This is a genomic window from Lysinibacillus sp. NPDC092081, assembly GCF_044755845.1.
GTDB lineage: Bacteria > Bacillota > Bacilli > Bacillales_A > Planococcaceae > Lysinibacillus.
The window spans coordinates 55,861-79,343 of the sequence record NZ_JBIVRU010000020.1 but is presented as its reverse complement, the minus strand read 5'-3'; the positions used below and the strand labels follow the sequence as shown (position 1 = coordinate 79,343).

Sequence of the window (23,483 nt, the reverse complement as noted above, 5' to 3'; positions counted from 1 at the left end):
CGGGCTACTCGGGATGTGGAACACTCCAAAAATGGACGTTGCGCAACACAAAAAATTAACTTGAGTGTGTCTACAATCTTGACGTAGATCCAACAGTTGAGCATTTTAAAAACGAAAACAAGATCGATGTTACAATAAATGAAGTTAGTTCTTCAGGTGAATATGCAACACATGAAGTATATTTAGAAGGTCATGTTGTTGGTAATGAGAATAAGAAAATATCTGCTGTTGTAAATACTTCTGAAGAAAATTATCAAGTAAAATCTGTTGGTATGAACTCTTAATAATAATCTATTTTTATAGAACCATTAGAACAGTTAACTTAATTGTTAGCTGTTCTTTTTATTATACTTTTTCAAAGTAACCTTCTACTCCTTCTAACCTCCCTCTATAAACATTGATGTATCAACGGTTTTCATCACTTTGTGATGTAGTAAAAATATTTTTCCATCACTTTTTAAACATATAATTGAATTTATAGTTTTTATTATCAAATCGAGCGTACGCTTCGCTAAAGCTAATGAAAATCATTAGCTTTTTTAGTCCACTATTTGATGCACAATGGATCTCTGCGATGCTTATGACGACGTACCCTCCCATGTCTCTTAGCGTCAGTGCGCTTACATTCCTTCGTTCGGTCTATTCATAAGGCAGAGGCCTGCTAAGCTGCCCAAGGGACTCTTTGAAAGTAACGATCCAGTCAACGAATGATTCGATTTTTAATACTTGCTAAGTCCTCCGTTAATTTGGAACGAAGGGTAGAACCAATGCGCAATTCAGCATTTATGTCTTTTAATAAATGTGGATAACTAAAACGTCCGTCTTTCAGTAAACGAGCAATGACAAGCGCATCTTTTTTATCGTGCTTTGTCGGTAAATTATCATCCAGCTCTTTCGAACGTTTGACGTGCATTGGGTTGACCATGACGAGTGGGATTCCATATTGGTCTAAGAAATACGCTAAATTCATCCAATAGTGACCGTAGGTTCAATTCCAACAATTACTTCTGTTTTCTGAGTTTCTTTCATCGTTAGTCGAATCTTTTCATACAAACTTTCAAAACCTTCTATTGATTGATGTACAGCAAAAGCTTTTTCCATCACGCGTCCTCGTTCATCAACAAAGCAAGCGTAATGAACGCGCTTCGCGATGTCTATACCTACGACGAGTGTATTATCAGTCACTTGATTAATTTTGTAATTCATTTTAGAATGCATTTAGGAGTCCTCCTTGTATATGTTGGGTCAATGGTCGTTGACACTCAGCATCATACTAGAGGACTCTTTTTCTTTCAAGACCCAGAACATCTTTCAAACAGGAATGCTGCCCCGTTAGTTGAATAACGGATAGAAAAAGTTCCCGAGACTATACTTCTATTAAATATACTCAAACTATATCTTAAAACACACATAAAAGCTGAACTAATATCAAAATTAGTTCAGCTTAAAAATAGCATATTATAATGTTGCACATTGTATATAGATCCAGAAATATTAAGTGCATTACTTTAATTCTTGACTTTTAATAAAAAAAACTAACGTTTCTCTTTTTACTACTTATAAGAACTCCGGCTCTTGAATTTCCCCTCTATTTTAATGGAATATCAACCGTTTGAGTTCCATCTAAAAAGTTTTCATAATGTGAGAAATAGATGCGGACTGGATTGATAACTCCCTTTATATCATATGTTTCTGTTTGTTCGATTACATATTCATCAGGTCTATGATAACTTCCTGAATTACTATAAACAGTTTCACCATTTGCATCTATTGCTGTACCAAGTAAACTAATATTTTTATTTTCATAAGAAGTTGGAACATTTATTGTTACCATGTGCTTATTAACTTGAACTTTTAAGCCAGAGAGAGGTGGTTTGGATAGCACTTTCTTTTGATTAAAATCTACCTCGATAAAATCCTGACCTTTTGGCAATGCTTTTACTTTTCCAATGGATAATGTTAACTTTTTAGGCTCCCTAAAATAATTACTTTGCATAAAGAATGTTTCTTCGCCATCTATTAGATTACCTGTAGCTGTTAAGCCATTATTGATTGTCGTCCATTCCTCCCCTTTTTCATCCAATAGACGAATATCATCAAATCCTAAAATACGCTGATCATTATGTGGATCGAGAGCGATTGTAACACCTGTACGGAGCGGTGAAATAGAGACAGACTTGATGGTGATTTGCTGTCCTTCAAAGTTCATTTTTTCATTCAATTCATAGGACTTCGTTTTCGCTATTGGCTTTTTAAGTGAGAATGGGATCGTAAACTCTGTTTGTTTTTCATCTGCAAATTGGATATATAATTCAAAATTAGCATTGTCATAATTTATAGGATTTTTAAATGAAAACACAAATTTATCTTCAATCAAAGATGTTTCTTTTTCTCTATACCAGCTATAACTTATTCCAGCGGGTAATACCTCACCATTTAGACGGAGCTCCATTTTCTTAGTCTCTAAATCATGAACATCGAACGGCGCTGAAAATGTATAAGGCAAAATCATACCTGTTTCATCAGCAATAACTCCTTGAAGTGTAAATGATAAACCATTTTTCGTTTGTGACAGTCCTAGATCCTCATAATAGTTATTATGGAGTATATCTTTGACCCCTTTATCATACGTAATCATCTCAACTAATGGAGCAAAGCCTGGGATTTTTGCGATGGCACTAGCAAAAGCTGGAGATACACGAATAGACGTTACAAAAAGTAACAATAATGCACAAGTAACAACAATGCTTTTCCATGTACGTTGTCGATTACGCTTTTCTTTTTGGAAGCGTATGACACTGTTCCTACGCGACTCTTCTAATTGCTCATGTGGTATGTCAATTTTCGCTAGTTCTTTGACAAAAATATCATAGTCATGCTTTTCTACCTGTTTCATCTATAGCTCTCCCTTCTCCGTAAAATATAGTTTAAGTTTTTTCAATGCCGCATGTAACCTTGACTTCACAGTTCCTTCTGGAATATTTTGTAGCATAGCAATATCTCGATTTTTATAATCTTGAAAATATTTTAGAAAAATAAGCTCTTGTTGCTCTTTTGGTAACTTTGTAATGATATCTGTCATTTCAAAGCGCTCGTGATTGGGGGCGTTATCGCTGATTTCTATGTCTTCCTGCAAATCAAGACGTCTGCTTCTTTCACGCATATCATGGCAAATATTGAGTAAAATTCGGACAAGCCACGTACTAAAATAACCTGCTTCTTTTAAAGTATGTATCTTTTTTAGACTTCGATATGTAGCTTCTTGTACCGCTTCAATGGCATCATGCTCATTTTTTAAGTAGGCGAATGCCATACGGTACATCGTCTGTTCATATTGTTTTATTAGATGTAAAAAAGCATCTTCGTCCCCAGCTATCGCACGCTTCACCAATGCTTGTTCATCCATCACATTCACTCCCTTCTACTTATTAGACAGTCGAGCTGCCAATTTCGTTCGATTTATTTTCAATTTAAAGCAATTAGAAATGCGATGTACTTATTATTCTTTAATAATTAATAACGTTCTACGTTGTAATAAAAAATAAAACATATCCAAAAATCATGGATATGTTCATCAACAAGTTTTTTACTTTCGTTGCACGGAAGGCTTAGCTGCTCCGCTCCATTTACTATCTATACGAAAAAACGCCTTAATTTGTTTCGATTTTGGGATTTAACCCAAATTGATCCATAAAACACTTAAAAAAATGAGGCTGGGACAAAAGTGTTTCAGCCAACAAAAATACCGAACTATCCAATGAAACGCTCATGAAGTGTTTCGGAATAGTTCGGTTTTTCTATTTATCGTGTTTTGTTAATTTAGAGATTATTCGGCTTTATGAAGGAACCATTTAGTTATGTCCCAGCCTCATTTTCTTTTAACGTTTATTCTTCATATTGAATATCTAATTTTTTCGGAATTTCTGGTATATCGTTTGATTTTACATCTACTTCTGCTAAAGCTAACATATGTAATGGATATTTTTTTTGAACATCGAAAGGAATCTCAGTGCTCTCCATTTTATTGTTCATCTGACTACGTGCGAGTAGACCATTATTCGTCAGGTCAATGTTTATGATACTGGTAATCGTTTCTTTTAACATTTCAATATCTTTTTCTTTCAGCGGCATTTGTTCGTCCATTAAAAATGGTTGAATGTTTTCTTTAATATAGCCCTGCGCCTCAACTAAACAAGAAAATTCGTTTAATTTATTTGAGTATAACTTTAATTGGCGCTTTTCTTTTAAACGCTGTTGATTTAGCTCATGGACTTTTTGCTCAATACGTACCAAACGCTTTTTCGTTAACTCCATAAGATAACTTTGTATCGAATGAATGGACTGAAGCATTATTGCCTCCGCTTCTTGCACTTTTTCAAATTGTGCAATACAAACAACTTGCTGCTCGTTTAACTTATTGACACGTTCTTTAAAAAATCCATTTTGTGTATGCTGACCAAAAATAGCTTTCATAAGGCCTTTTCCGTGAATTTTATTATGCTGAGCATCCAATCGATCATATTCACGCAAATATTCACTATGCATATTACGATATTCTCGTAACATTTGTTGATAAAAAACTGCCTTTTCGGAAAAGCTTTCCACAATTTCATCCTGAAAATAATCGTTTTGTGAAATGGTTTGTAAAAGTTGATATAATGTTTGAACATTTTTAAATACACCGGCAACCTGTTCGTATTCTTGCTCATATTCAGTCACAATCGCTAAATCACGTTGATAGCGTGAAAATTCGTATTGTGTATCGCCTGCATATTTTTCAATGTTCTCAACAGCAGATTGGAATGGATCTCTTTGTGGAATAACAGCTAATTCGAAGCGGAATCGTTCAAGCCATTGCAAGAAGCGAATTAATATGCCATACGTTTTCTTATCACTATTTTCTGCAACTCGGTGAATTTCTGATATCAATTGCTCGTACTGACTTTTTTGCCAAAGTTCATCACTATCAGTCTGTTTAGCCTCAATTGCTTCCCTTGCAGAGATAGCTACAAAATCACTGATTAAATGTCCCAATCGTTCTCTCTCAGCATTGATAAACGCCTTCGTATTTTCATTTGAATCTATGGCATTGACGACACAAAGAGGCTCAACACCTTTGTTTTTTAACGTTTCCATCAATAATATTTCAGGATAAATAGCCATCGAACCTGAGCGTAATACCCAAAAGATTTCGTCAACACGATTCACCAATGCTTCTGGGAAGTAGGCCATTTCTCCTCCCCCAGCTTCCAATGAAACAGAATCAATAATTGTCACTGATTTTAATAAATCATTTTTCAAATATACTTCTAGGTAATCTAAATGTTCTCGTAATATTTGAGATGCAAAAGTATCGCCAGTTGTCAATAATTCTAATTTACTCATATCGAATATTGCTACAACACCATCTAAAAAATACGCCTTTATTTCTTCATGTTCACCGTATCGCAAAAACGTATTTACCCCTGTTGGATGCTGATCATTAACAGGCAAAACCTGACGTCCTAGCAATCCATTTACAAGTGTTGTTTTTCCAACACGCTCTTTCCCAACAATAAGAATCATCGTTTCGTTGTTAGCATCTTGAATGATTCGATTTAAGTGTTTAGCTGTATCTTTTACATATGTATTTTGTATAATAATGCCATGTAATTGGCGTAAATGATCAACAAGCTGTGGCAAAATATTATTCGCTGAGGCTGTATATTCGATCGGTACATTATCAATATTTGTCATCGTCAAAACCTCTTTTCCTATGTATCTAAAGTTATTATAAATGAAAATATTCCTTTATTAATACATAGCACTAAAAAATAACGGCAAAAAAGGACAATGTACTTAAATTCAGTCGTCACAAATAGGTCATAAATCTCATGCCATAAAACCTTCTATCTCAGATATTATTACTCATTCAGACTAAAAGAATTAATATTTATTATTATAAATTTGTAAGAGAGTTAGTCTTCTCTTTATTCTTCAACACCAGCCATACGTGCGTAAATCGCTCCAAGTGTTGGCATTCCACCTTGTGCACCGAATTTCTCCACTGATAATGAAGCTGCAATATTTGCAAAATACACTGCCTGATCCAAAGATTGCCCTTCTACCAAAGCATAAGCGAGTGCACCGTTAAACGTATCGCCTGCACCTGTTGTATCTACCGCCTTCGATAAATAGCCCGGAACATGAATAGGATATTCACCATCAAAATAGCGTGCGCCATTACTACCTAACGTCATAATCATTTTATTAGGATATTTTTCTAACACTTGCACAAAATCATCTCCAAAAATTTCAGCACACTCCGTTTCATTTGGTGTGATATAAGTAATATCCTCCATCCATTGCACATCAAAATTAGCCGCTGGTGCTGGATTTAATAAAACAGGTACATTCGCTTCTTTACAAAGTTTTATTGCATAAGCGGTCGTTTCCGTTGGGATTTCTAGCTGCATAATGACCATCTGACTTTTTTGAATGATTTCTTTCGCAGCCTCTATATGCGCAGGCATTAGTTCATAATTTGCCCCAGGCACTACTATGATACGATTATCGTTATTGTAGATTAAAATATTAGCAATCCCAGTAGGTGCCGATACGCTTGTAATAGCTTCAGTTTGAACATGCTCTTGCTGTAAAACAGTGTGCAATGTTTCTCCAAAACTATCGGAGCCCACACAGCCTATCATTGTGACTTCACTTCCAAGGCGTGCCGCAGCAATTGCCTGATTGGCTCCTTTTCCTCCTGGAATTGTTTGAAATTCTTTACCAAGAATAGTTTCTCCTTGCTTTGGAAAAACCCCCATTTGTACAACTAAATCCATATTTATGCTACCTATAACTGTAATCATCCTTTGACCTACCTTCCATCTTATTTTTTCATTTTAACTGAGAAAACTGTAGAAAGACAGGCCATTTACTTTTAAAAATTATGGGGTACCTGGTCTTCTTATTAGATGCTCAACTATGCAGTTTTTCGTCACCCTATTTATAGTTTTCCCAATAGACCTTTCCTTGCCTCTAATTCAATTTTTCTATCACAATCTTCACAGGAAAACTTCCCGTTCATATTTTCTTTATATAGTTTATATTTCCTTGTCCCTTCAACAACTTCAAATATTTTCTTACAAAAGATACAACTAAGCGAATAGCTAATCATAATGTTTCCTCCTTTAACGCGATGTAGTTTTTTGGGGAATATAGCACAAAATATAATGAAATCGACAATAAAATACTTATAATACCGAAAATAATTGCAGTCATTTGAAGCGTAAATAATTCTGCAAACTGACCTAAAAGTAAGGTGAAGAGAATTTGTAATATATTTTGAAAAATACTAGAAATACTACCGAATCTCCCCATCATCTCAGGCGGTACATTTTGCTGATAAAATGTTTCATAACCAGTATTACTAAATGCCATACAAAAGCCTAGAAAAACTAAACTTACAAATGCCAATATACTTGATGTCGAAGCATAAAAGGCTGTGTAAAACAACATTGTCAGGAACAAGCCAATAGCCATATATGATCGAGTAGACCATTTTTTTGCGAAGCTGGCGGCAACCGCTCCACCTAAAATAGCTCCTGCTCCTGCACTGCTGACAAATGCTCCATATAAACTATCGGATAAAGCTAAATCTTGTTTTATAAATGTTGCTTCTTGAGAATCAAGCGCAAATGCAATCATTAACGCACTTTGAAACAGTAAATAAATCTTGATAAATAATGAATTTTGTTGAATGAAAGTTAGTACCGCTAGATAATCACTTTTTAATAGTTGCCAAGTAATACGCTGCCGTGAGGTCACCTTCACATCATCTACGTCAGGAAATAAGTAAATGATCATAGCACAAACAAAAAATGTAAAGCTGTTAAACCAAATCGTAATTGTTGTATTAAAAAGCATGATGAGGAGTCCTGCTAGTGCTGGACCTACTAAAAACGAACCTGAATTGAACGTGCCAAGTATTGCGTTGAATCGTTGTCTATCTTCTGAAGGAACAAGCTTAGTAATATAATAGGTACTACTAGGTCCAAAGAAACTACTCGCTATATTCGCTAAAAATAACAGCGTATAGATGAGCCAAATAGATTCCATAAACGGCATACAAAAAACAATGAAACCTCGTATAATATCAGTTGCAATCATCAACTTGCGTTTATTCATACGATCAATAAAAGAGCCGGCTACCAAACTTGTTAAAACTCTTGCTATCGGTCCGACAATAAAGATTCCAGCCATCGCTGCCGGCGATTGTGTTAAATGCCATATAAATAAATTTAGCGCTACAAGGTAAATCCAATTCCCTAAATTGGAAAAGCCTAAGCCCCCAATTAACAAACTATATTTTCGAAGGATTCTCAATATAGTCCCCCCTTATGTTAATTAACTGCTCATTATTAATCGAACCTTTACTTGCCATAAATGTCCTCTCATAACAATTGCTTGCTTGTTTATACGCAAGAAGAGTCTTATACAGTTCTGCAAATAATGGTGCATAAAACAAAATTAAAGAATAATATTTTTGTTGTTCAAAATAATATAATGCTTTTTCTTCTAGTACTTTCAATGACAATTGTTCAATTTTTCCATTAGATATGAAACTAAGTACTTCAAATTGTTCTTTGTCTTCTGTATGTTGATGTAAATCAATGTTTAATCGTTGTAGCAACAATTGTTAATTTGCTTCATCAGCAATTACGAGACCGTTTTCAATACGACTCAAATATGAAGATGTACAAACACCAATTGCCAGATCATCTTGTTTAATCTTCTGTTTTTTTCGTTGATATTTAATTAACTGACCTATATTTCTAGTAAAGTCATTATTCAATTGTCCCCACCCCTGATTATATTTTATCAAAATATTGCATCTATTTATTGTGTAATTTTACAAAAAATAGACATTTCAATCATTTACACAAAAAATATTGGAACTGGTGAGAACGAGACATGATTTTTCCAACTTCTCACTACTCCCTGAATAGTTTTCCTTCCTTTTTTGAGTAGCTTTGTCTTCTTCACAGGCAGTACTCCTCGCTACCGTAACGTTTCCCCTCGAGTCACCAATTCCTTTTCTAAGCAATAAAAAACTGAAGACAACAAGTATGTCTTCAGTCAAAAAGAAATATTAAAATGCAATACGTTCTGCTTCGTAAGCAGCTATATGTTCATCGTATTTAAAGGTTAGGGCAATTTCATCCCAACCATTTAGCAATGTTTCTTTATAGTAAGGATCGATGCTAAATTTATAAATTGCACCATCTTCACCCGTTACTGTTTGTGCTTCTAGATTGACTTCCATTTTGTACGGATTTTCTAAGCCTTTAGCTAAAATTTCATCACACTCTGCTGTAGTTAGTTTGATTGGTAAAATCCCATTTTTGAAGCAGTTATTATGGAAAATATCTGCAAATGATGGTGCAATTACTACATTGAAGCCATAGTCTAAGATTGCCCACGGTGCATGTTCACGAGATGAACCACAGCCGAAGTTATCTTGTGCTACTAAAATTTTGGAGTCTTTAAATTCAGGTTTGTTTAACACAAAATCCTTTACTTCATTGCCCTCTGCATCGAAGCGCCAATGGTAAAATAAAAACTGACCAAAACCTGTACGCTCAATACGCTTTAAAAACTCTTTCGAAATAATTTGGTCTGTATCGACATTTTTACGATCAAGTGGTGTTATCACACTTTTTACGATATTAATTGGTTCCATTTGCAATCATCCCTTCCGTGTAAATAGAAATTACACAGTTTCCTTTACGAATTCACGAACATCCACAAAGTGACCAGCAATTGCTGCCGCTGCTGCCATTGGTGGTGACACTAAGTGTGTACGAGAACCAGCTCCTTGGCGTCCTTCAAAGTTACGGTTTGAAGTTGATGCACAGCGTTCACCAGCTGGTACTACATCATCATTCATTGCCAGACACATTGAGCAACCTGTCTCACGCCATTCAAAGCCAGCATCTGTAAAGATTTTATCTAATCCTTCTGCTTCTGCTAGTTGTTTCGTCGAATATGAGCCTGGCACAACGATAGCTGTTACATTTTCATGTACCTTACGCCCTTCGATGACTTTTGCAGCTGCACGTAAATCACTAATGCGTGAATTTGTGCAAGAACCGATAAATACGTGTTGGATATCGATTGAAGTTAATGGTTGACCTTCCTCTAAGTCCATGTAGGCAAGTGCTTTACGAAGAGCTGCTTTATCTGATTCATCCTCATAATCTGCCTGTGTTGGAACATTACTTGAAACACCTGAACCCATTGACGGATTCGTTCCCCAAGTGATGATTGGCTCGATTTCTTCAGCTTGAATAATTAGAACTGTATCGTAAGTTGCATCTTCATCGGATGCTAAACTTAACCAATAATCTGCTGCTTCTTCAAACTTTTCTCCATGTGGTGCATGTTTACGCCCACGGATATAGTCAACAGTCGTTTGGTCAGGAGAAATTAGCCCCGCCTTTGCACCCGCTTCGATTGACATGTTACAAATTGTCATCCGTTCTTCCATAGAAAGCTTGTGAATAGCCTCCCCAGTGAATTCCACAATATGGCCTGTGCCAACACTAATACCGAATTTAGAAATAATTGCTAAAATAATATCTTTTGCAGCGACACCTACAGGGAGCTCACCCTCTACACGAATTTCCATTGTTTTCGGCTTATTTTGCCATAGAGTTTGTGTTGACAATACATGTTCTACCTCAGATGTACCAATCCCGAAGGCAATCGCTCCGAACGCACCATGGGTAGACGTATGGGAGTCACCACAGACAATCGTTTTACCTGGCTGAGTTAAACCTAGCTCTGGTCCAATTACGTGAACAATTCCTTGGTCAGGATGCCCCATTCCTGCAAGCTCAACTCCAAATTCTTCAGCATTTTTAGCTAACGTTTCAATTTGGTTGCGTGCAATTGGATCATGAATTGTTGGTAAATTTTTTGTAGGCACGTTATGATCCATTGTTGCAAAGCTTAAATCTGGACGACGCACTTGACGTCCGTTCATTCGTAAACCTTCAAAGGCTTGCGGAGAAGTTACTTCATGAATTAAATGGAGATCAATATATAACAGGTCCGGTTTGCCCTCTTCCTGATAAACTACATGTTTATCCCAAATCTTTTCAATTATATTTTTGCCCATTATCTTCACCTATTTCTTAAATGTATGTTGTCATAATGCTTTCTGAAACAAAGCTTGTATCAATCTCGTTAATGACTTTATCTGTCCATTCGTTTGTCGATAGTATACGACTGCCATCACGTGCAAGATCTGCTGTGAAATAGCCATCATCAAATACTGCACTTACAGCACGTTCGATTTCTGCAGCCTCTTCTTTTAAGCCAAATGAATATTGTAGCATCATGGCCACTGAAAGAATTGTTGCGGCTGGATTTGCTACACCTTGGCCTGCAATTTCTGGCGCTGAGCCATGTACTGGTTCATATAGACCGAAATTATCTCCGCGAATAGATGCAGATGGAAGTACGCCTAAAGAACCTGTAATAACAGATGCTTCATCACTTAAAATATCCCCAAACATATTTTCAGTAACTACCACATCATAATGACTAGGATTTGTAATTAATTTCATAGCAACTGAGTCTACTAAATTGTGCTCCACTTGCACATCTGGATACTCTTTTTTCTTCGCTTCTACAACTTCGCGCCATAAACGACTTGTTTCAAGTACATTGGCTTTATCAACAGAGCATAATTTGCCTCCACGTAAACGTGCTAACTCAAAGGCATTTTCAACGATACGCTCAACTTCAGCAGTTGAGTAAACAGTTGTATCAATCGCACCATTCTCAGTACGCATACGTGGTTCCCCGAAGTATACGCCGCCTGTTAATTCACGTACAATCATTAAATCGACGTTTTCGGCTACTTCACGCTTTAATGGTGAAGCATCTAGTAAACTCGGGAACGCCTTTACTGGACGTAGATTTGCGAATAAGTCAAAGTGTTTGCGAATGCGTAGCAATCCTTTTTCTGGACGTAATTCAGGTGGATTATTATCCCATTTCGGACCACCAACGGCTCCTAGTAAAACTGCGTCACTATTTTCACACATCTCAATTGTTTCATCTGGTAGTGGATTATTGTGTTGGTCGATGGCAGCGCCTCCGATTGTTGCATAACCTAAATGGAAAGTATGGTTGAATCGCTTACCAATCACCTGTAATACACGTACAGCAGAAGCAACAACCTCTGGCCCTATTCCGTCACCAGGAAGTACTGTAATTTTTTTCTCCATCGTCAAAACACCTTTCTTTGTATAGCGTTGAACTACGCTATTTTAGTTAGACTCTCACCTATATTAATAGGTGAGATCATCAATATTAAGACTAACGTAATTGGCCTAATTGCGGTTGGGATGTGAATGATGCTGACTCAATTCATTAGAATTCTTCAACATTCACAAAAAGCTTGATGATTGATTAACTTACAGGTTGTGCACGAAGGCTTGCTTGTATTAAATGGCGGTTGATGGCATTTAAATAAGCTTTAGCCGATGCTTCTAAAACATCCTGAGATGAGTTTCGCCCGGTTGTTGAAATACCATCATATCGAATATTAATTACAGCTTCTCCTAATGCATCTCGTCCCTTACCGACGGACTTAACTCGATAATCAATCACATGAATATCTCCTTGCACAAGTTGCTCAAGCGTATTGAAAATAGCTTCCACCGAGCCTGAACCTGTTGCCACAACTGTCTTTTCCAAACCTTCTGGTGTTAAAACAATCGCTGTTGCTGTTGGTATATTTTCTGTACCATATTGCACCTGTACCATCTTTAGTTCGTAAAGTGGAACATCTTCTATTTGAACTTGTTGCTCAGTAAGTAGCGTTAGTAAATCTTCTTCCGTAATTTCTTTTTTACGATCAGCAAGCTTTTTAAATTCTGTAAATGCTTTATTTAGTTTTTCATCCGAAAGGTTGAAGCCCATCGTTTCTGCTCGGTCACGGAATGCTGCACGACCTGAGTGTTTACCTAGAACGAGTGGTACCTCCCCTTCACCAATAAGGGCAGGTGAAATAATTTCATACGTTTCAGGATTTTTTAACACACCATCTTGGTGAATACCTGATTCGTGTGCAAATGCGTTTTTACCAACAATAGCCTTATTCGGCTGAATAACCACATTCGTGAGCTTACTAACTAATTGAGATGTACGCTTAATTTCTTGTAAATGAATACCTGTTTCTACAGAGTAAATATCTTTACGGATATGAAGGGCAACAGCGATTTCTTCAAGCGCAACATTTCCAGCGCGCTCTCCGATACCGTTAATCGTACCCTCTATTTGTGAGGCACCATTTTCAATGGCTGCAATCGTGTTAGCGGTTGCCATACCTAAATCATCATGGCAATGTGCAGAGAATTTTACCTGTTCTGCACCTTTTACGTTTTCAAGTAGGAATTTAAATAATGCACCATATTCTTGTGGCGATGCATATCCTACTGTGTCAGGTACATTAATGGTTGTTGCACCTGCCGCAACAACTTCATTCATAATGCGTACTAAAAATTCATGATCTGAGCGGAATGCATCTTCAGCAGACCATTGTACAAGTGGAAAGAATTTTTTTGCATATTTTACAGCTTCCACTGCTTGCTCAACCACTTGATCGGGTGATTTTTTTAGCTTGTATTCCATATGAATTGGGGAAGTTGCTAGGAAAATATGAATGTGCGGCTGTTCGGCCACTTTAATCGCTTCCCATGTTGTATCGATATCTTTTTGTACACAGCGAGCTAAGCCTGTTACGATCGAGTTTTTCACTGTTCCAGCAATACGGTTTACCGCCTCAAAGTCACCGGGTGACGAAGCAGGAAAACCTGCTTCAATAATTGTCACTCCTAGGCGCTCCAGTTGCTTGGCGATTTCAATCTTCTCTGCGGTGTTTAGATTAATACCAGCAGATTGTTCGCCGTCGCGAAGGGTTGTATCGAAAATATCAATTTTTTGCACTTGCAGCCACTTCTCTCACAACTTTTTCTTTACCTTCGTTGATGAATGGCATCATAGTACGTAATTTAGCACCAACTTCTTCGATTTGGTGGTTTGCACCAGCTTCTTTGAATTTTGTATATTCTGGACGACCGTTTTCGTTTTCTTGAATCCAACGGCGAGCGAATGTACCATCTTGGATATCCGTTAATACATCTTTCATACGAGCTTTTACTGAGTCATCGATAATGCGTGGTCCTGCAACATAGTCGCCCCACTCTGCTGTATCCGATACTGAGTAACGCATTGTTGCCATACCACCTTCAAACATTAGGTCAACAATTAATTTTAGTTCGTGAAGTGTTTCAAAGTATGCTAATTCTGGCTGGTAGCCTGCTTCTACTAAAGTTTCGAAACCTGCTCTTACTAGTTGTGTAGCACCACCACAAAGTACAGCTTGCTCACCGAATAAATCAGTTTCAGTTTCTTCTTTGAATGTTGTTTCAAGTAAACCGCCACGAGCTGAACCAATTCCTTTACCGTATGCAAGAGCTAAATCTTTTGCTTGACCAGTTGCATCCTGATGAATTGCGAATAATCCTGGTACACCAGCACCCTCTTGGAATTGACGACGAACTAAGTGTCCTGGACCTTTCGGCGCAACTAGGAATACGTCCACATCTGCTGGTGGTGTAATTTGACCGAAGTGAATGTTGAAGCCGTGTGCAAACATAAGTGCTTTACCCGCTTCAAGATGTGGAGCAATTTCAGCCTCATATACAGCTTTTTGACGCTCATCTGGAAGTAAAATTTGGATAACATCTGCTTCTTGCGCTGCTTCAGCAACAGTTTTTACATCTAATCCATCCGCTTTTGCTGCATCGAAAGATCCGCCTGGACGAACTCCTACTACTACATCGAAGCCTGATTCTTTAAGGTTTAATGCATGTGCGTGACCTTGTGAACCATAACCGATAATTGCGATTTTTTTCCCTTTTAATACTTCCTCGTTGATGTTTTGTTGATAGTACATTGTAGTCATTGTTTGTTTCCTCCTAATTTTGGGTTTGTTTTTTCAACTTCGGATGCCATTAAGCTAACTAAGGGCTATGCATCCAAAGCTATGAATTTTTATATGCAAACTATTTTAAAATAGAGAGCTGCGTATTTGAGATTTTTTGTGTTTCACGAACAGATGCAGTAGCCCCTGTACGCGTTAATTCTTTAATACCATAAGGTCGAATTAGTTCAATAAAGGCATCAATCTTATCTGGATCTCCTACTACTTGATAAGTGACAACGTTTTTCGCTGTATCAATAATTTGTGGACGGAATGGTTCAACAATTGAATTCATTTCCAGTCGTAAATTTGGTGGTGATATTACCTTCACAAGTGCTAACTCGCGTAGCACGATTGATTTATCTGTAATGTCATTGACCTTTAACACATCAATTTGCTTTGATAATTGCTTCACTAGCTGTTCAATTTTACGCTCATCCTCTACGTTTACAACAAAAGTCATTTTCGAAAAGTTTGGCTGTTCGGTATGACCAACTGTAATTGATTCAATATTAAATTGACGCTTCATAAGTAAGCCTGTTATACGGTTTAACACACCGCTTTGGTTAATCACTGTTACTGTAATTACTCGTTTCAATCCTTTTTCACCCCAATCATTTCATGTAAGCCTTTGCCTGGTGCTACCATTGGGTAAACACATTGAAGCTGTTTAACACGACAATCAATTAACACTGGCTCATCAGAAAGTAGTGCCTCGCGGAAAATACTTTCCGCTTCATCGATTGTGTTAATTCGGTAGCCCTTCAGATCATATGCATCAGCTAATTTAACAAAATCTGGTTGGATCGGCATTAATGAAGATGAATAACGCTCCTCATAGAATGTTTCTTGCCATTGGCGTACCATTCCTAGACAGCTGTTATTTAAAATCACTATTTTTACCGGTAAGTTGAATTCTTGTAGTATAGAAAGCTCTTGCGCAGTCATTTGGAATCCTGCATCACCTACAATGGAAACAACTTTTTTGTCTGGCTTCGCAAACTGGGCGCCAATTGCAGCCGGGAAGCCGAAGCCCATCGTACCAAGTCCACCAGACGTTACCCATCCATGATCATTGTTTAAGCGATAATATTGCGCAGCCCACATTTGATGCTGACCTACATCTGTCGTGACAATTGCGTTACCTTCTGTAATTTTATGCACAAGCTCTAATGCTTCCTGCGGTAAAATTTCTTTGTCCCCTGGCTCCTTGCTGTACCATAATGGGTATTCCTTTGTATGATTTTTTAAGAATGCTAGCCATTCTGTTGTATCTGGACCTTCGAAGTCTTTTTTCAATAATGCTTTTAATGCTTCTTTGGCATCTGCAACGATTGGAATATCTGTCGGAACGTTTTTTCCAATTTCCGCTGGATCGATATCGATGTGTATGATTGTTGCATTTGGAGCAAATGTTGCTAAATTACCAGTTAAACGGTCATCAAAGCGAGCTCCGATATTCAACAATAAATCTGATTTTGTAATAGCTATATTCGCTGTTGCTGTTCCATGCATTCCTGCCATACCGATGAATAATTCATGCTCTCCATGAATTGAACCAAGTCCTAGTAAAGTGTTTGCTACTGGAATTTGGTATTTTTCAGCGAATGTTGTTAACTCTTCTTTAGCATCTGCAAAGAGGACACCAGCTCCAGCTAAAATGATTGGATTTTTGGCCAGTGAAATCGCCTGAATAGCTTTTTGAATTTGTAAATAATTCGGTTTGTATGTTGGCTGATAACCTGGTAAATATATTTCATCAGGAGCCTGTGGTGGGTTCTCCACATCAAATAACATTTGAGAAACGTTTTTCGGGAAATCCACTACAACAGGGCCCTTTCGACCAGTGCTTGCAATATGGAAAGCCTCTTTAACAATACGTGGGATATCATTAACATCCTGCACCTGATAATTGTGCTTCGTAATTGGTGTCGTAATTCCCATAATATCCGCTTCTTGGAAAGCATCTGTACCAATCACGGATGTTGAAACTTGACCTGTGAATACAACTAATGGGATAGAATCAATCATCGCATCGGCAATACCAGTTACTAAGTTTGTTGCCCCCGGACCGCTAGTTGCAATAACAACACCAGGTTTATTGGAAACACGTGCATAACCTTCCGCTGCATGGATTGCACCTTGTTCATGTCTAGTTAAAATATGACGAATCGGATTTTTATACATGGCATCATAGATTGGTAGTACCGCTCCACCTGGGTATCCAAAAACAATTTCAACACCTTGTTCATGCAGCGCTTGCACTAATACGTCAGCACCATCTTTCGCTTGATAGGTTTGTTCAGCTTTTGCTGCTGTTGCTATTTCTTCTTTTTCATTGATAGAAACATTCGTACTCATCAAATATGCCTCCTTTTTATCATTCAATTTCACATCAGTAATGCACATCAGTGAAGTATTACTAGCTGGTTATCTCCTTGAAAAGAGATGACAGACTCTTTCTAACTTCGAAAAAAAATAAAAAGCCCTTTTCTCCACACGCAAAGAATTACCTTACGTAGGGATGAAAAAGACTTTCCATGGTACCACCCTTTTTTATAGCAAATAATTGCTACCTCGTGAATAAATGTAAGCATTTATGCACCAATGCGAGATCATTCGCATCCAATATGGTGTCATAAATTATTTATTCATTAATAACGAGCACTTTCGATTATGCCCGGAGCTATCTAATGGCGAATACGCTTTTAATAGCTCGCTCCGAGGGGATGTCGGATCTAGTTGTATCGCCGGCTTCCAGCACGACCGGCTCTCTGGTAGATACAAGGCTCTAGAACCTTTAACCTCATCAACGCTTTAACTATTTAAATTTTCATAACGCCACCTGTAGAGGCGTTTGTTACTAGTTTTGAATATCTTGCTAGCCAACCGCGCTTAATTTTCGGTTCAAATACCGGTAGTTTTGCACGACGTTCAGCTAATACTTCATCTGAAACTTCTAAATTGATCGTACGATTTGGTAGATCAATTGTGATAATGTCACCGTTCTCTACTAAAGCGATTGGACCGCCTTCTGCTGCCTCAGGTGAAATATGTCCGATTGAAATACCACGAGATGCACCTGAGAAACGTCCATCTGTGATTAACGCAACCTTTGTACCAAGTCCACGACCTTGAATCGCTGACGTTGGTGCAAGCATTTCAGGCATCCCTGGGCCACCTTTTGGTCCTTCATAACGAATGACGACTACATGGCCCTCTTTTACCGTCCCGTTATCGATATTTTCCTGTGCTGCTTCTTGTGAATCAAAGACGATTGCTTCGCCCCTGAATACTTTGATAGAAGGGTCTACAGCGCCTACTTTAATAACAGAACCCTCTGGCGCGATATTACCAAATAACACCGATAAACCACCAACTGGGCTATACGGATTGTCTTTTGTACGAATAACTTCATCATTTGTAATATGATAATTCTTTACAAGCTCAGCCATTGTTACTCCTGCAACTGTCGGCCGATCTGGGTGAATAGCACCTGGAATAGATGCTAATTCATTAATAATGGCACTAACGCCACCTGCTTTATTAATATCATCCATTGAAATATCTGAAGCAGGCATAATTTTCGCTAAATATGGAACACGTTCTGCAACTTTATTAATTTCTTCAATGTTATAATCGATTTCAGCTTCATTGGCGATTGCTAATGTATGGAGGACTGTATTTGTCGAACCACCCATCGCCATATCAAGTGCAAATGCATCATCAATTGCTTCTTTAGTAATAATGTCTCGAGGCTTGATGTCCTCTTTAATCATACGGACTAATTGTTTAGCAGCCTCTTTAATAAGCTTATGGCGCTCTTCAGAAGTAGCTACGATTGTTCCATTACCTGGTAAAGCTACTCCTAGCATTTCCATTAAGCAGTTCATAGAGTTTGCAGTAAACATCCCTGAACATGAACCACATGTTGGACATGCATTGCTTTCAATATCTAACAGCTCTTCAGCTGACATTTTGCCTGATTTATGAGCCCCTACTCCTTCAAAAACTGATGTTAATGAAAGTTGCTTGCCAGTAGCAGAAGTACCAGCCTCCATTGGACCACCAGATACGAAAATTGACGGTACATTAGTACGAACTGCTGCCATTAACATTCCCGGAGTGATTTTGTCACAGTTAGGAATATAGAATACTCCATCGAACCAGTGTGCATTAATAACCGTTTCAGCAGAGTCTGCGATAATTTCACGGCTCGGTAAAGAGTAACGCATTCCAATGTGCCCCATTGCAATACCATCATCTACACCAATTGTATTAAATTCGAATGGAATACCACCCGCTTCAATAATGGCCTCTTTGACAACATCAGCAAATGTACGTAAATGAACGTGACCTGGTATAATGTCGATATAAGAATTACAAACCCCAATAAATGGCTTGCCTAAATCTTTCGCTTTTACTTTGCCTGTTGCATATAAAAGACTTCGATGCGGCGCACGATCTACGCCTACTTTAATCATGTCACTTCTCATTTTAAACGCCCCTCATTTATTGCTATGTTCGTTGCTATATACGAAATGTTCTGTCTATTCCGTTTTTACGTATATGTCAATCGCCTAGAAGACGACTAACTGCTGTAACGAACGTGTTAAATTGTTGTAATCATAGTACGAAAAAAAGGTCTAGTCAACAGTATTTTTAGAATTGTTTGAACAATTTAAATGATATATAAAATTTGGAATCGTTTTCATGCTGATTAAGCATCACTTTTATCTCGCTTTGGAGAATATTTTGACATTTCGTTCAAATTTTAATTTTTTTAATAATCTCTTAATATTTTTCCAAATCCTCAAAAGTAAGTGCATAGCTATTTCCTTACAATGTAAATAATTTTCTTAAGTACCCTGTTAAAAACACATTATCGGGATCATATTGACTTCGGATTGCTAAAAACTTTTCGATATCTGGGTATAGCTCATATACATAATTAGTAGTTAAATGACTTAGCTTGCCCCAATGTGGTCGTCCTTTATATTTCATCATCATCGTATGGACCCATTTAAAATAAGGCTCTTCCTGCATTCCTTTATACATGTGAAAGGCAATAAACGCTGATTCTTGTCCTTGGGTAGGGCTTAAAAAACCTGCTTCTCCTGCTGTCGTTCGACACTCTAACGGAAAATGCACATTAAAAATTCCACTTTTAAAGGTTGCGTGGATCTCTTCCAAACATGCTTCAAATTGTGCTAACGGAATAGCATATTCACTTTCTTGGAACTTGACGCTTCTTGGAGACGGATAAATTTCATAGCTTATCCCCGTTTTCTCCCCTTCCACAACATTGGCTGCTGCTAATTTACTCATAGCACCACTAAACGAAGGTTTCCATTTACAAAGCTCGGACATAGCAAAAAAAGCACCGTTCTCTACTATTTGAAGCTTCAATGTTTCGATTCTCTTACTCCAATTACTCTGAAAAACAGGCGCTATAGCGTTCATACGCTTCACTTGAATTGTTTCGCTGCCCGGGAAATAAAACCACTCAACATGTCGATTTTGTCGAATATCTTCAGTAAATATCGCCAGACCATTCTCTAAAGTATCTCTTGTGCTTACATAATGTAAGCTATATAGAGGTATCACCTTAATCGTTACTTTCACAAGCACACCCAGCATACCTAGTGAAAGATGTAAAGCTTCAGATAAATCATCCATTCCTCTCATATGCTCCCTATAAGTACCTGTACCATCTACAAAACCCCATCTTGTTACAGCTGAGGATAACGAACCGAGTGTTACACCTGTTCCATGGGTACCTGTTGACACTGCTCCTGCAATCGTTTGCTCCTGAATATCTCCCATATTTATAAGGGCAAAACCATGCTTCGCAAGCAATGGTCCTATTTCATATAAATACGTTCCAGCCCAAAGTGTCGCCTCTTGCTTGTCCTCATTCACAGCTATGAGCCCACGCATATTATGTAAAGAAAGTGCTATATGCTCAGGCATTGCAACAGCGCTAAAAGAGTGAGCTGCACCAGTGACACGAATCGTTTTTTCTAATTCACGTGCGTGCTTCACGATATCCGTAATCTCTTCAATTGATCGAGGTAAGTACATTTCAGACGGATAAGAGATGATATTACCAGCCCAGTTTGTCCACTTCTCACCATTTTTCCACTTATCTATAGAAAACATTGACCATCCCCCCTATAGGTTGAATAAGCTCCTACATACTTGTCCCCTCTAATCCCATGTAGTTCTTGAAATCTTTCACAAAGTTCACCAGCCTTCGCATGTCGAAAATATAGCGTGTCTCCTATATTAACTTTTTTACGCTTTACTTTAACAGGTGTCTGAACTTCTCCTGCTCCCTCTAGGTTAAGATATGAAAAAAAAGTTGGCTCATAGAATACTGGTAATCGATCAGCACTAATTGCTCCAGACGCCGTATAACCTCCACCATGACAAACAACAATATTTTCTTCTGGCTTTCTTGTTACACTTAAAGCAAATCCAGCTGCCTTTTCCAGCTGTAGATACGTGAATTGATCAAACAAAGCTGGTGCATAAAATGCAGAGCCCACTGTAATTTCTGTTACTTCCTTCTGTTGTGCCGTGTATGCCATACTTCCTGAACCACCACCATTTACAAAGTCCAAATTCGGAAAATACGCTTTTATGTGCGCGATTGCTAATCTACGAAACTGGGTAACTTGCTTTTTAGCTTGCCATTGCATTACTTCAATTAGTTTTCCTTTAACAGCATTGGCTGGACGATTACCGACTCCTGCAATTTGAGCCTCATAGCCCATTGCTCCAACCACCTTAATAAATGCTTGATTTTTAATATATTCGAGGAATGGTGTAAGTGTCTCAAGTGAATGGAGCGAAGAGCGTTTTGTTCCAAAATAAAGTAGCTTAAAATCATTGGATACATTAATATCAATACATACTTGCACACGAACACCTAGCTCTTGCCCTAGGTCCGCCAAAAATTTGACATGTTCCCGCTTATCCACCATAAAAGTAACAGTTTTTCCCGCCTTTACGAAGTGTAATATCTGACGAACAGCAGCTTCTTCCATCACCGGATATCCTAACAGTAAATCATCAATATGCTGTTGCAGTAAAAATATTGTTTCTGCCGCTGTGAACGTCATATATCCCATCACATTGGGTAGATTTTTTTGTAAATAACGTAATATCTCCACTGAACGAACTGATTTCGTCGCGATACGTATATTTTTCTCTCCACAAGAGTTGTGTACTGCTAAAATATTGTGATCCAATGCATCAAAGTCTAACCAAGCAAATGGACGTTCTAGTTCATGAAACAAGTGATCAAATCTAGTGGTCATGCTATCATTCCTTTGTCTTTGATATTCATTATAAAAATTCCTTTTAGTAAAAAAATATTTAGACAATAAAAAACAACCGTGGACATAAAATCAAATTTGCCTTCACGGTTGTTTTAATAATGGACAAGCATTTAACTCACCTTTCTATTATTTTAAGAGATTACGAGGAAAATATGAAATCCGCTGCTAAATTTAACAATACTAGCAGATGTAAGCCTGCAATCAGTAATCCTTGGCGATTTAAACGTTTCATAGATGTTTTATTCATATAGACCACTCTCCTTTTTTTCACATTATACTCTCAGAAAAATCAATTTTCAAACTATTCGTAATATTAAAATCGAATCATTTTTCTGACAAACTGGCCCAAATATGGCATGATAAAAGTGAAATTATACCTATAGGGAGAGTGAAAAGGTTGAAAAAGGCTTTATTAGTAATTGATTATACGTATGATTTTGTCGCTTCTGATGGAAAACTAACTTGTGGAGAGCCCGGTCAAGCATTAGATAAAAAAATTTCATCCTTAATTCAAAAATTTATTATTGAAAACGAATTTGTCGTTTTTGCGAATGATCTACATGAGGAAGATGATCCGTTCCATCCTGAAACAAAGCTATTTCCCCCTCATAATATTCGTGACACTAAAGGACGTCATTTATACGGGCAAGTTGGCAAAATTTATAACCTTCACAAGGATAAAGTTTTGTGGCTCGATAAAACTCGCTATAGCGCATTTGCCGGAACCAATTTATCGATTTTATTGAATGAGCGAGGTATCAAAGAAATTCATTTAGTTGGCGTTTGTACTGATATTTGTATTTTACATACAGCAGTTGATGCTTATAATTTGGGTATTTCAACGGTTGTTTATACAGATGGTGTTGCAAGTTTTGATGCTGCAGGTCATGAATGGGCATTACGTCATTTTGAACATACATTAGGCGCAACAGTTGTTAAGTAATTAATTTCGCCTTCCACCTTCAGAGGCGGGAATCTTCTGTACGTGTCGCTACGCATTCGGTAAAAAAATAATGCTGAATGAAAAACATTATCGTGAATTTGTAATAATTACTAAAGAAGCGAGACGCGTTTAAACTACTCCATTCAGGGCA

The 23,483-nt window shown here is 37.6% G+C and carries 19 protein-coding genes and 1 pseudogene; 1 reads left to right on the top strand and 19 read right to left on the bottom strand.

Annotation, left to right across the window (positions count from 1 at the left end):
- Positions 1 to 703 precede the first annotated feature (703 nt).
- The 19 genes and pseudogenes from ACIQLB_RS20880 to ACIQLB_RS20790 form a co-directional block, all read right to left on the bottom strand.
- Positions 704 to 1,218: pseudogene (locus tag ACIQLB_RS20880) on the bottom strand (IS110 family transposase); the annotation flags it as partial.
- Between the two features lie 370 nt (positions 1,219 to 1,588).
- Positions 1,589 to 2,896 carry a DUF4179 domain-containing protein gene (locus ACIQLB_RS20875; protein WP_400730298.1) on the bottom strand — a complete coding sequence of 436 codons (1,308 nt, stop codon included), beginning with the start codon at positions 2,894 to 2,896 and terminating at the stop codon, positions 1,589 to 1,591.
- The gene (locus ACIQLB_RS20870) at positions 2,897 to 3,406 is read right to left on the bottom strand and encodes a sigma-70 family RNA polymerase sigma factor (protein ID WP_400730295.1); all 510 of its coding nucleotides are present in this window, start codon (positions 3,404 to 3,406) and stop codon (positions 2,897 to 2,899) included.
- A 479-nt stretch (positions 3,407 to 3,885) separates the two neighbouring features.
- The gene (locus tag ACIQLB_RS20865) at positions 3,886 to 5,736 is read right to left on the bottom strand and encodes a dynamin family protein (protein ID WP_400730292.1); all 1,851 of its coding nucleotides are present in this window, start codon (positions 5,734 to 5,736) and stop codon (positions 3,886 to 3,888) included.
- A gap of 233 nt (positions 5,737 to 5,969) precedes the next feature.
- The gene (gene rbsK, locus ACIQLB_RS20860) at positions 5,970 to 6,851 is read right to left on the bottom strand and encodes a ribokinase (RefSeq protein ID WP_400730289.1); all 882 of its coding nucleotides are present in this window, start codon (positions 6,849 to 6,851) and stop codon (positions 5,970 to 5,972) included.
- A gap of 137 nt (positions 6,852 to 6,988) precedes the next feature.
- Positions 6,989 to 7,159 carry a hypothetical protein gene (locus ACIQLB_RS20855; RefSeq protein WP_400730287.1) on the bottom strand — a complete coding sequence of 57 codons (171 nt, stop codon included), beginning with the start codon at positions 7,157 to 7,159 and terminating at the stop codon, positions 6,989 to 6,991.
- Positions 7,156 to 8,367 (bottom strand): MFS transporter, encoded by a 1,212-nt coding sequence (locus ACIQLB_RS20850; RefSeq protein ID WP_400730284.1) that lies wholly within the window; start codon positions 8,365 to 8,367, stop codon positions 7,156 to 7,158. Before ACIQLB_RS20850 ends, ACIQLB_RS20855 begins: the two co-directional genes overlap by 4 nt.
- The gene (locus ACIQLB_RS20845; RefSeq protein ID WP_400730281.1) at positions 8,345 to 8,677 is read right to left on the bottom strand and encodes a hypothetical protein; all 333 of its coding nucleotides are present in this window, start codon (positions 8,675 to 8,677) and stop codon (positions 8,345 to 8,347) included. Before ACIQLB_RS20845 ends, ACIQLB_RS20850 begins: the two co-directional genes overlap by 23 nt.
- A 3-nt stretch (positions 8,678 to 8,680) precedes the next feature.
- Complete coding sequence (locus ACIQLB_RS20840) at positions 8,681 to 8,836, bottom strand: helix-turn-helix domain-containing protein (protein WP_400730279.1); 156 nt, start codon at positions 8,834 to 8,836, stop codon at positions 8,681 to 8,683.
- Between the two features lie 297 nt (positions 8,837 to 9,133).
- Positions 9,134 to 9,724: a 3-isopropylmalate dehydratase small subunit gene (leuD, locus tag ACIQLB_RS20835; protein WP_400730276.1), complete on the bottom strand. Its 591-nt coding sequence runs from the start codon at positions 9,722 to 9,724 to the stop codon at positions 9,134 to 9,136.
- A 30-nt stretch (positions 9,725 to 9,754) separates the two neighbouring features.
- A complete protein-coding gene (gene leuC, locus ACIQLB_RS20830) occupies positions 9,755 to 11,164 on the bottom strand; it encodes a 3-isopropylmalate dehydratase large subunit (RefSeq protein ID WP_400730273.1) in 1,410 nt (469 codons plus the stop codon).
- A gap of 16 nt (positions 11,165 to 11,180) precedes the next feature.
- Positions 11,181 to 12,281 carry a 3-isopropylmalate dehydrogenase gene (gene leuB, locus ACIQLB_RS20825; RefSeq protein ID WP_370044408.1) on the bottom strand — a complete coding sequence of 367 codons (1,101 nt, stop codon included), beginning with the start codon at positions 12,279 to 12,281 and terminating at the stop codon, positions 11,181 to 11,183.
- Between the two features lie 184 nt (positions 12,282 to 12,465).
- The gene (locus ACIQLB_RS20820; RefSeq protein ID WP_400730269.1) at positions 12,466 to 14,004 is read right to left on the bottom strand and encodes a 2-isopropylmalate synthase; all 1,539 of its coding nucleotides are present in this window, start codon (positions 14,002 to 14,004) and stop codon (positions 12,466 to 12,468) included.
- The gene (gene ilvC / locus ACIQLB_RS20815) at positions 13,991 to 15,025 is read right to left on the bottom strand and encodes a ketol-acid reductoisomerase (RefSeq protein ID WP_400730267.1); all 1,035 of its coding nucleotides are present in this window, start codon (positions 15,023 to 15,025) and stop codon (positions 13,991 to 13,993) included. The genes ACIQLB_RS20820 and ilvC overlap by 14 nt, the downstream gene beginning before the upstream one ends.
- A 100-nt stretch (positions 15,026 to 15,125) precedes the next feature.
- Positions 15,126 to 15,641, bottom strand: a complete 516-nt coding sequence (gene ilvN / locus ACIQLB_RS20810; RefSeq protein WP_370044403.1) for an acetolactate synthase small subunit — start codon at positions 15,639 to 15,641, stop codon at positions 15,126 to 15,128.
- Positions 15,638 to 17,404, bottom strand: coding sequence for a biosynthetic-type acetolactate synthase large subunit (gene ilvB, locus ACIQLB_RS20805; protein WP_400730264.1), 1,767 nt, complete (start codon positions 17,402 to 17,404; stop codon positions 15,638 to 15,640). Before ilvB ends, ilvN begins: the two co-directional genes overlap by 4 nt.
- Positions 17,405 to 17,868: 464 nt before the next feature.
- Positions 17,869 to 19,539 carry a dihydroxy-acid dehydratase gene (gene ilvD, locus ACIQLB_RS20800; protein WP_400730262.1) on the bottom strand — a complete coding sequence of 557 codons (1,671 nt, stop codon included), beginning with the start codon at positions 19,537 to 19,539 and terminating at the stop codon, positions 17,869 to 17,871.
- A gap of 343 nt (positions 19,540 to 19,882) precedes the next feature.
- The gene (locus ACIQLB_RS20795) at positions 19,883 to 21,205 is read right to left on the bottom strand and encodes a D-arabinono-1,4-lactone oxidase (protein WP_400730259.1); all 1,323 of its coding nucleotides are present in this window, start codon (positions 21,203 to 21,205) and stop codon (positions 19,883 to 19,885) included.
- The gene (locus ACIQLB_RS20790) at positions 21,193 to 22,368 is read right to left on the bottom strand and encodes an amino acid deaminase/aldolase (RefSeq protein ID WP_400730256.1); all 1,176 of its coding nucleotides are present in this window, start codon (positions 22,366 to 22,368) and stop codon (positions 21,193 to 21,195) included. The genes ACIQLB_RS20795 and ACIQLB_RS20790 overlap by 13 nt, the downstream gene beginning before the upstream one ends.
- 418 nt (positions 22,369 to 22,786) lie before the next feature.
- Between ACIQLB_RS20790 and ACIQLB_RS20785 the strand changes: the two genes are divergently transcribed.
- Positions 22,787 to 23,332, top strand: coding sequence for a cysteine hydrolase family protein (locus tag ACIQLB_RS20785; protein ID WP_400730253.1), 546 nt, complete (start codon positions 22,787 to 22,789; stop codon positions 23,330 to 23,332).
- The last annotated feature ends 151 nt before the right edge of the window (positions 23,333 to 23,483 follow it).

Excerpts from the sequence above, each read along its gene's own strand:
- ACIQLB_RS20875 (WP_400730298.1), bottom strand. The coding sequence starts at position 2,896 with ATGAAACAGGTAGAAAAGCATGACTATGATATTTTTGTCAAAGAACTA.
- ACIQLB_RS20870 (WP_400730295.1), bottom strand. The coding sequence starts at position 3,406 with ATGGATGAACAAGCATTGGTGAAGCGTGCGATAGCTGGGGACGAAGAT.
- ACIQLB_RS20865 (WP_400730292.1), bottom strand. The coding sequence starts at position 5,736 with ATGACAAATATTGATAATGTACCGATCGAATATACAGCCTCAGCGAAT.
- rbsK (WP_400730289.1), bottom strand. The coding sequence starts at position 6,851 with ATGATTACAGTTATAGGTAGCATAAATATGGATTTAGTTGTACAAATG.
- ACIQLB_RS20855 (WP_400730287.1), bottom strand. The coding sequence starts at position 7,159 with ATGATTAGCTATTCGCTTAGTTGTATCTTTTGTAAGAAAATATTTGAA.
- leuD (WP_400730276.1), bottom strand. The coding sequence starts at position 9,724 with ATGGAACCAATTAATATCGTAAAAAGTGTGATAACACCACTTGATCGT.
- leuC (WP_400730273.1), bottom strand. The coding sequence starts at position 11,164 with ATGGGCAAAAATATAATTGAAAAGATTTGGGATAAACATGTAGTTTAT.
- leuB (WP_370044408.1), bottom strand. The coding sequence starts at position 12,281 with ATGGAGAAAAAAATTACAGTACTTCCTGGTGACGGAATAGGGCCAGAG.
- ilvC (WP_400730267.1), bottom strand. The coding sequence starts at position 15,025 with ATGACTACAATGTACTATCAACAAAACATCAACGAGGAAGTATTAAAA.
- ilvB (WP_400730264.1), bottom strand. The coding sequence starts at position 17,404 with ATGAGTACGAATGTTTCTATCAATGAAAAAGAAGAAATAGCAACAGCA.
- ilvD (WP_400730262.1), bottom strand. The coding sequence starts at position 19,539 with ATGAGAAGTGACATGATTAAAGTAGGCGTAGATCGTGCGCCGCATCGA.
- ACIQLB_RS20795 (WP_400730259.1), bottom strand. The coding sequence starts at position 21,205 with ATGTTTTCTATAGATAAGTGGAAAAATGGTGAGAAGTGGACAAACTGG.
- ACIQLB_RS20790 (WP_400730256.1), bottom strand. The coding sequence starts at position 22,368 with ATGACCACTAGATTTGATCACTTGTTTCATGAACTAGAACGTCCATTT.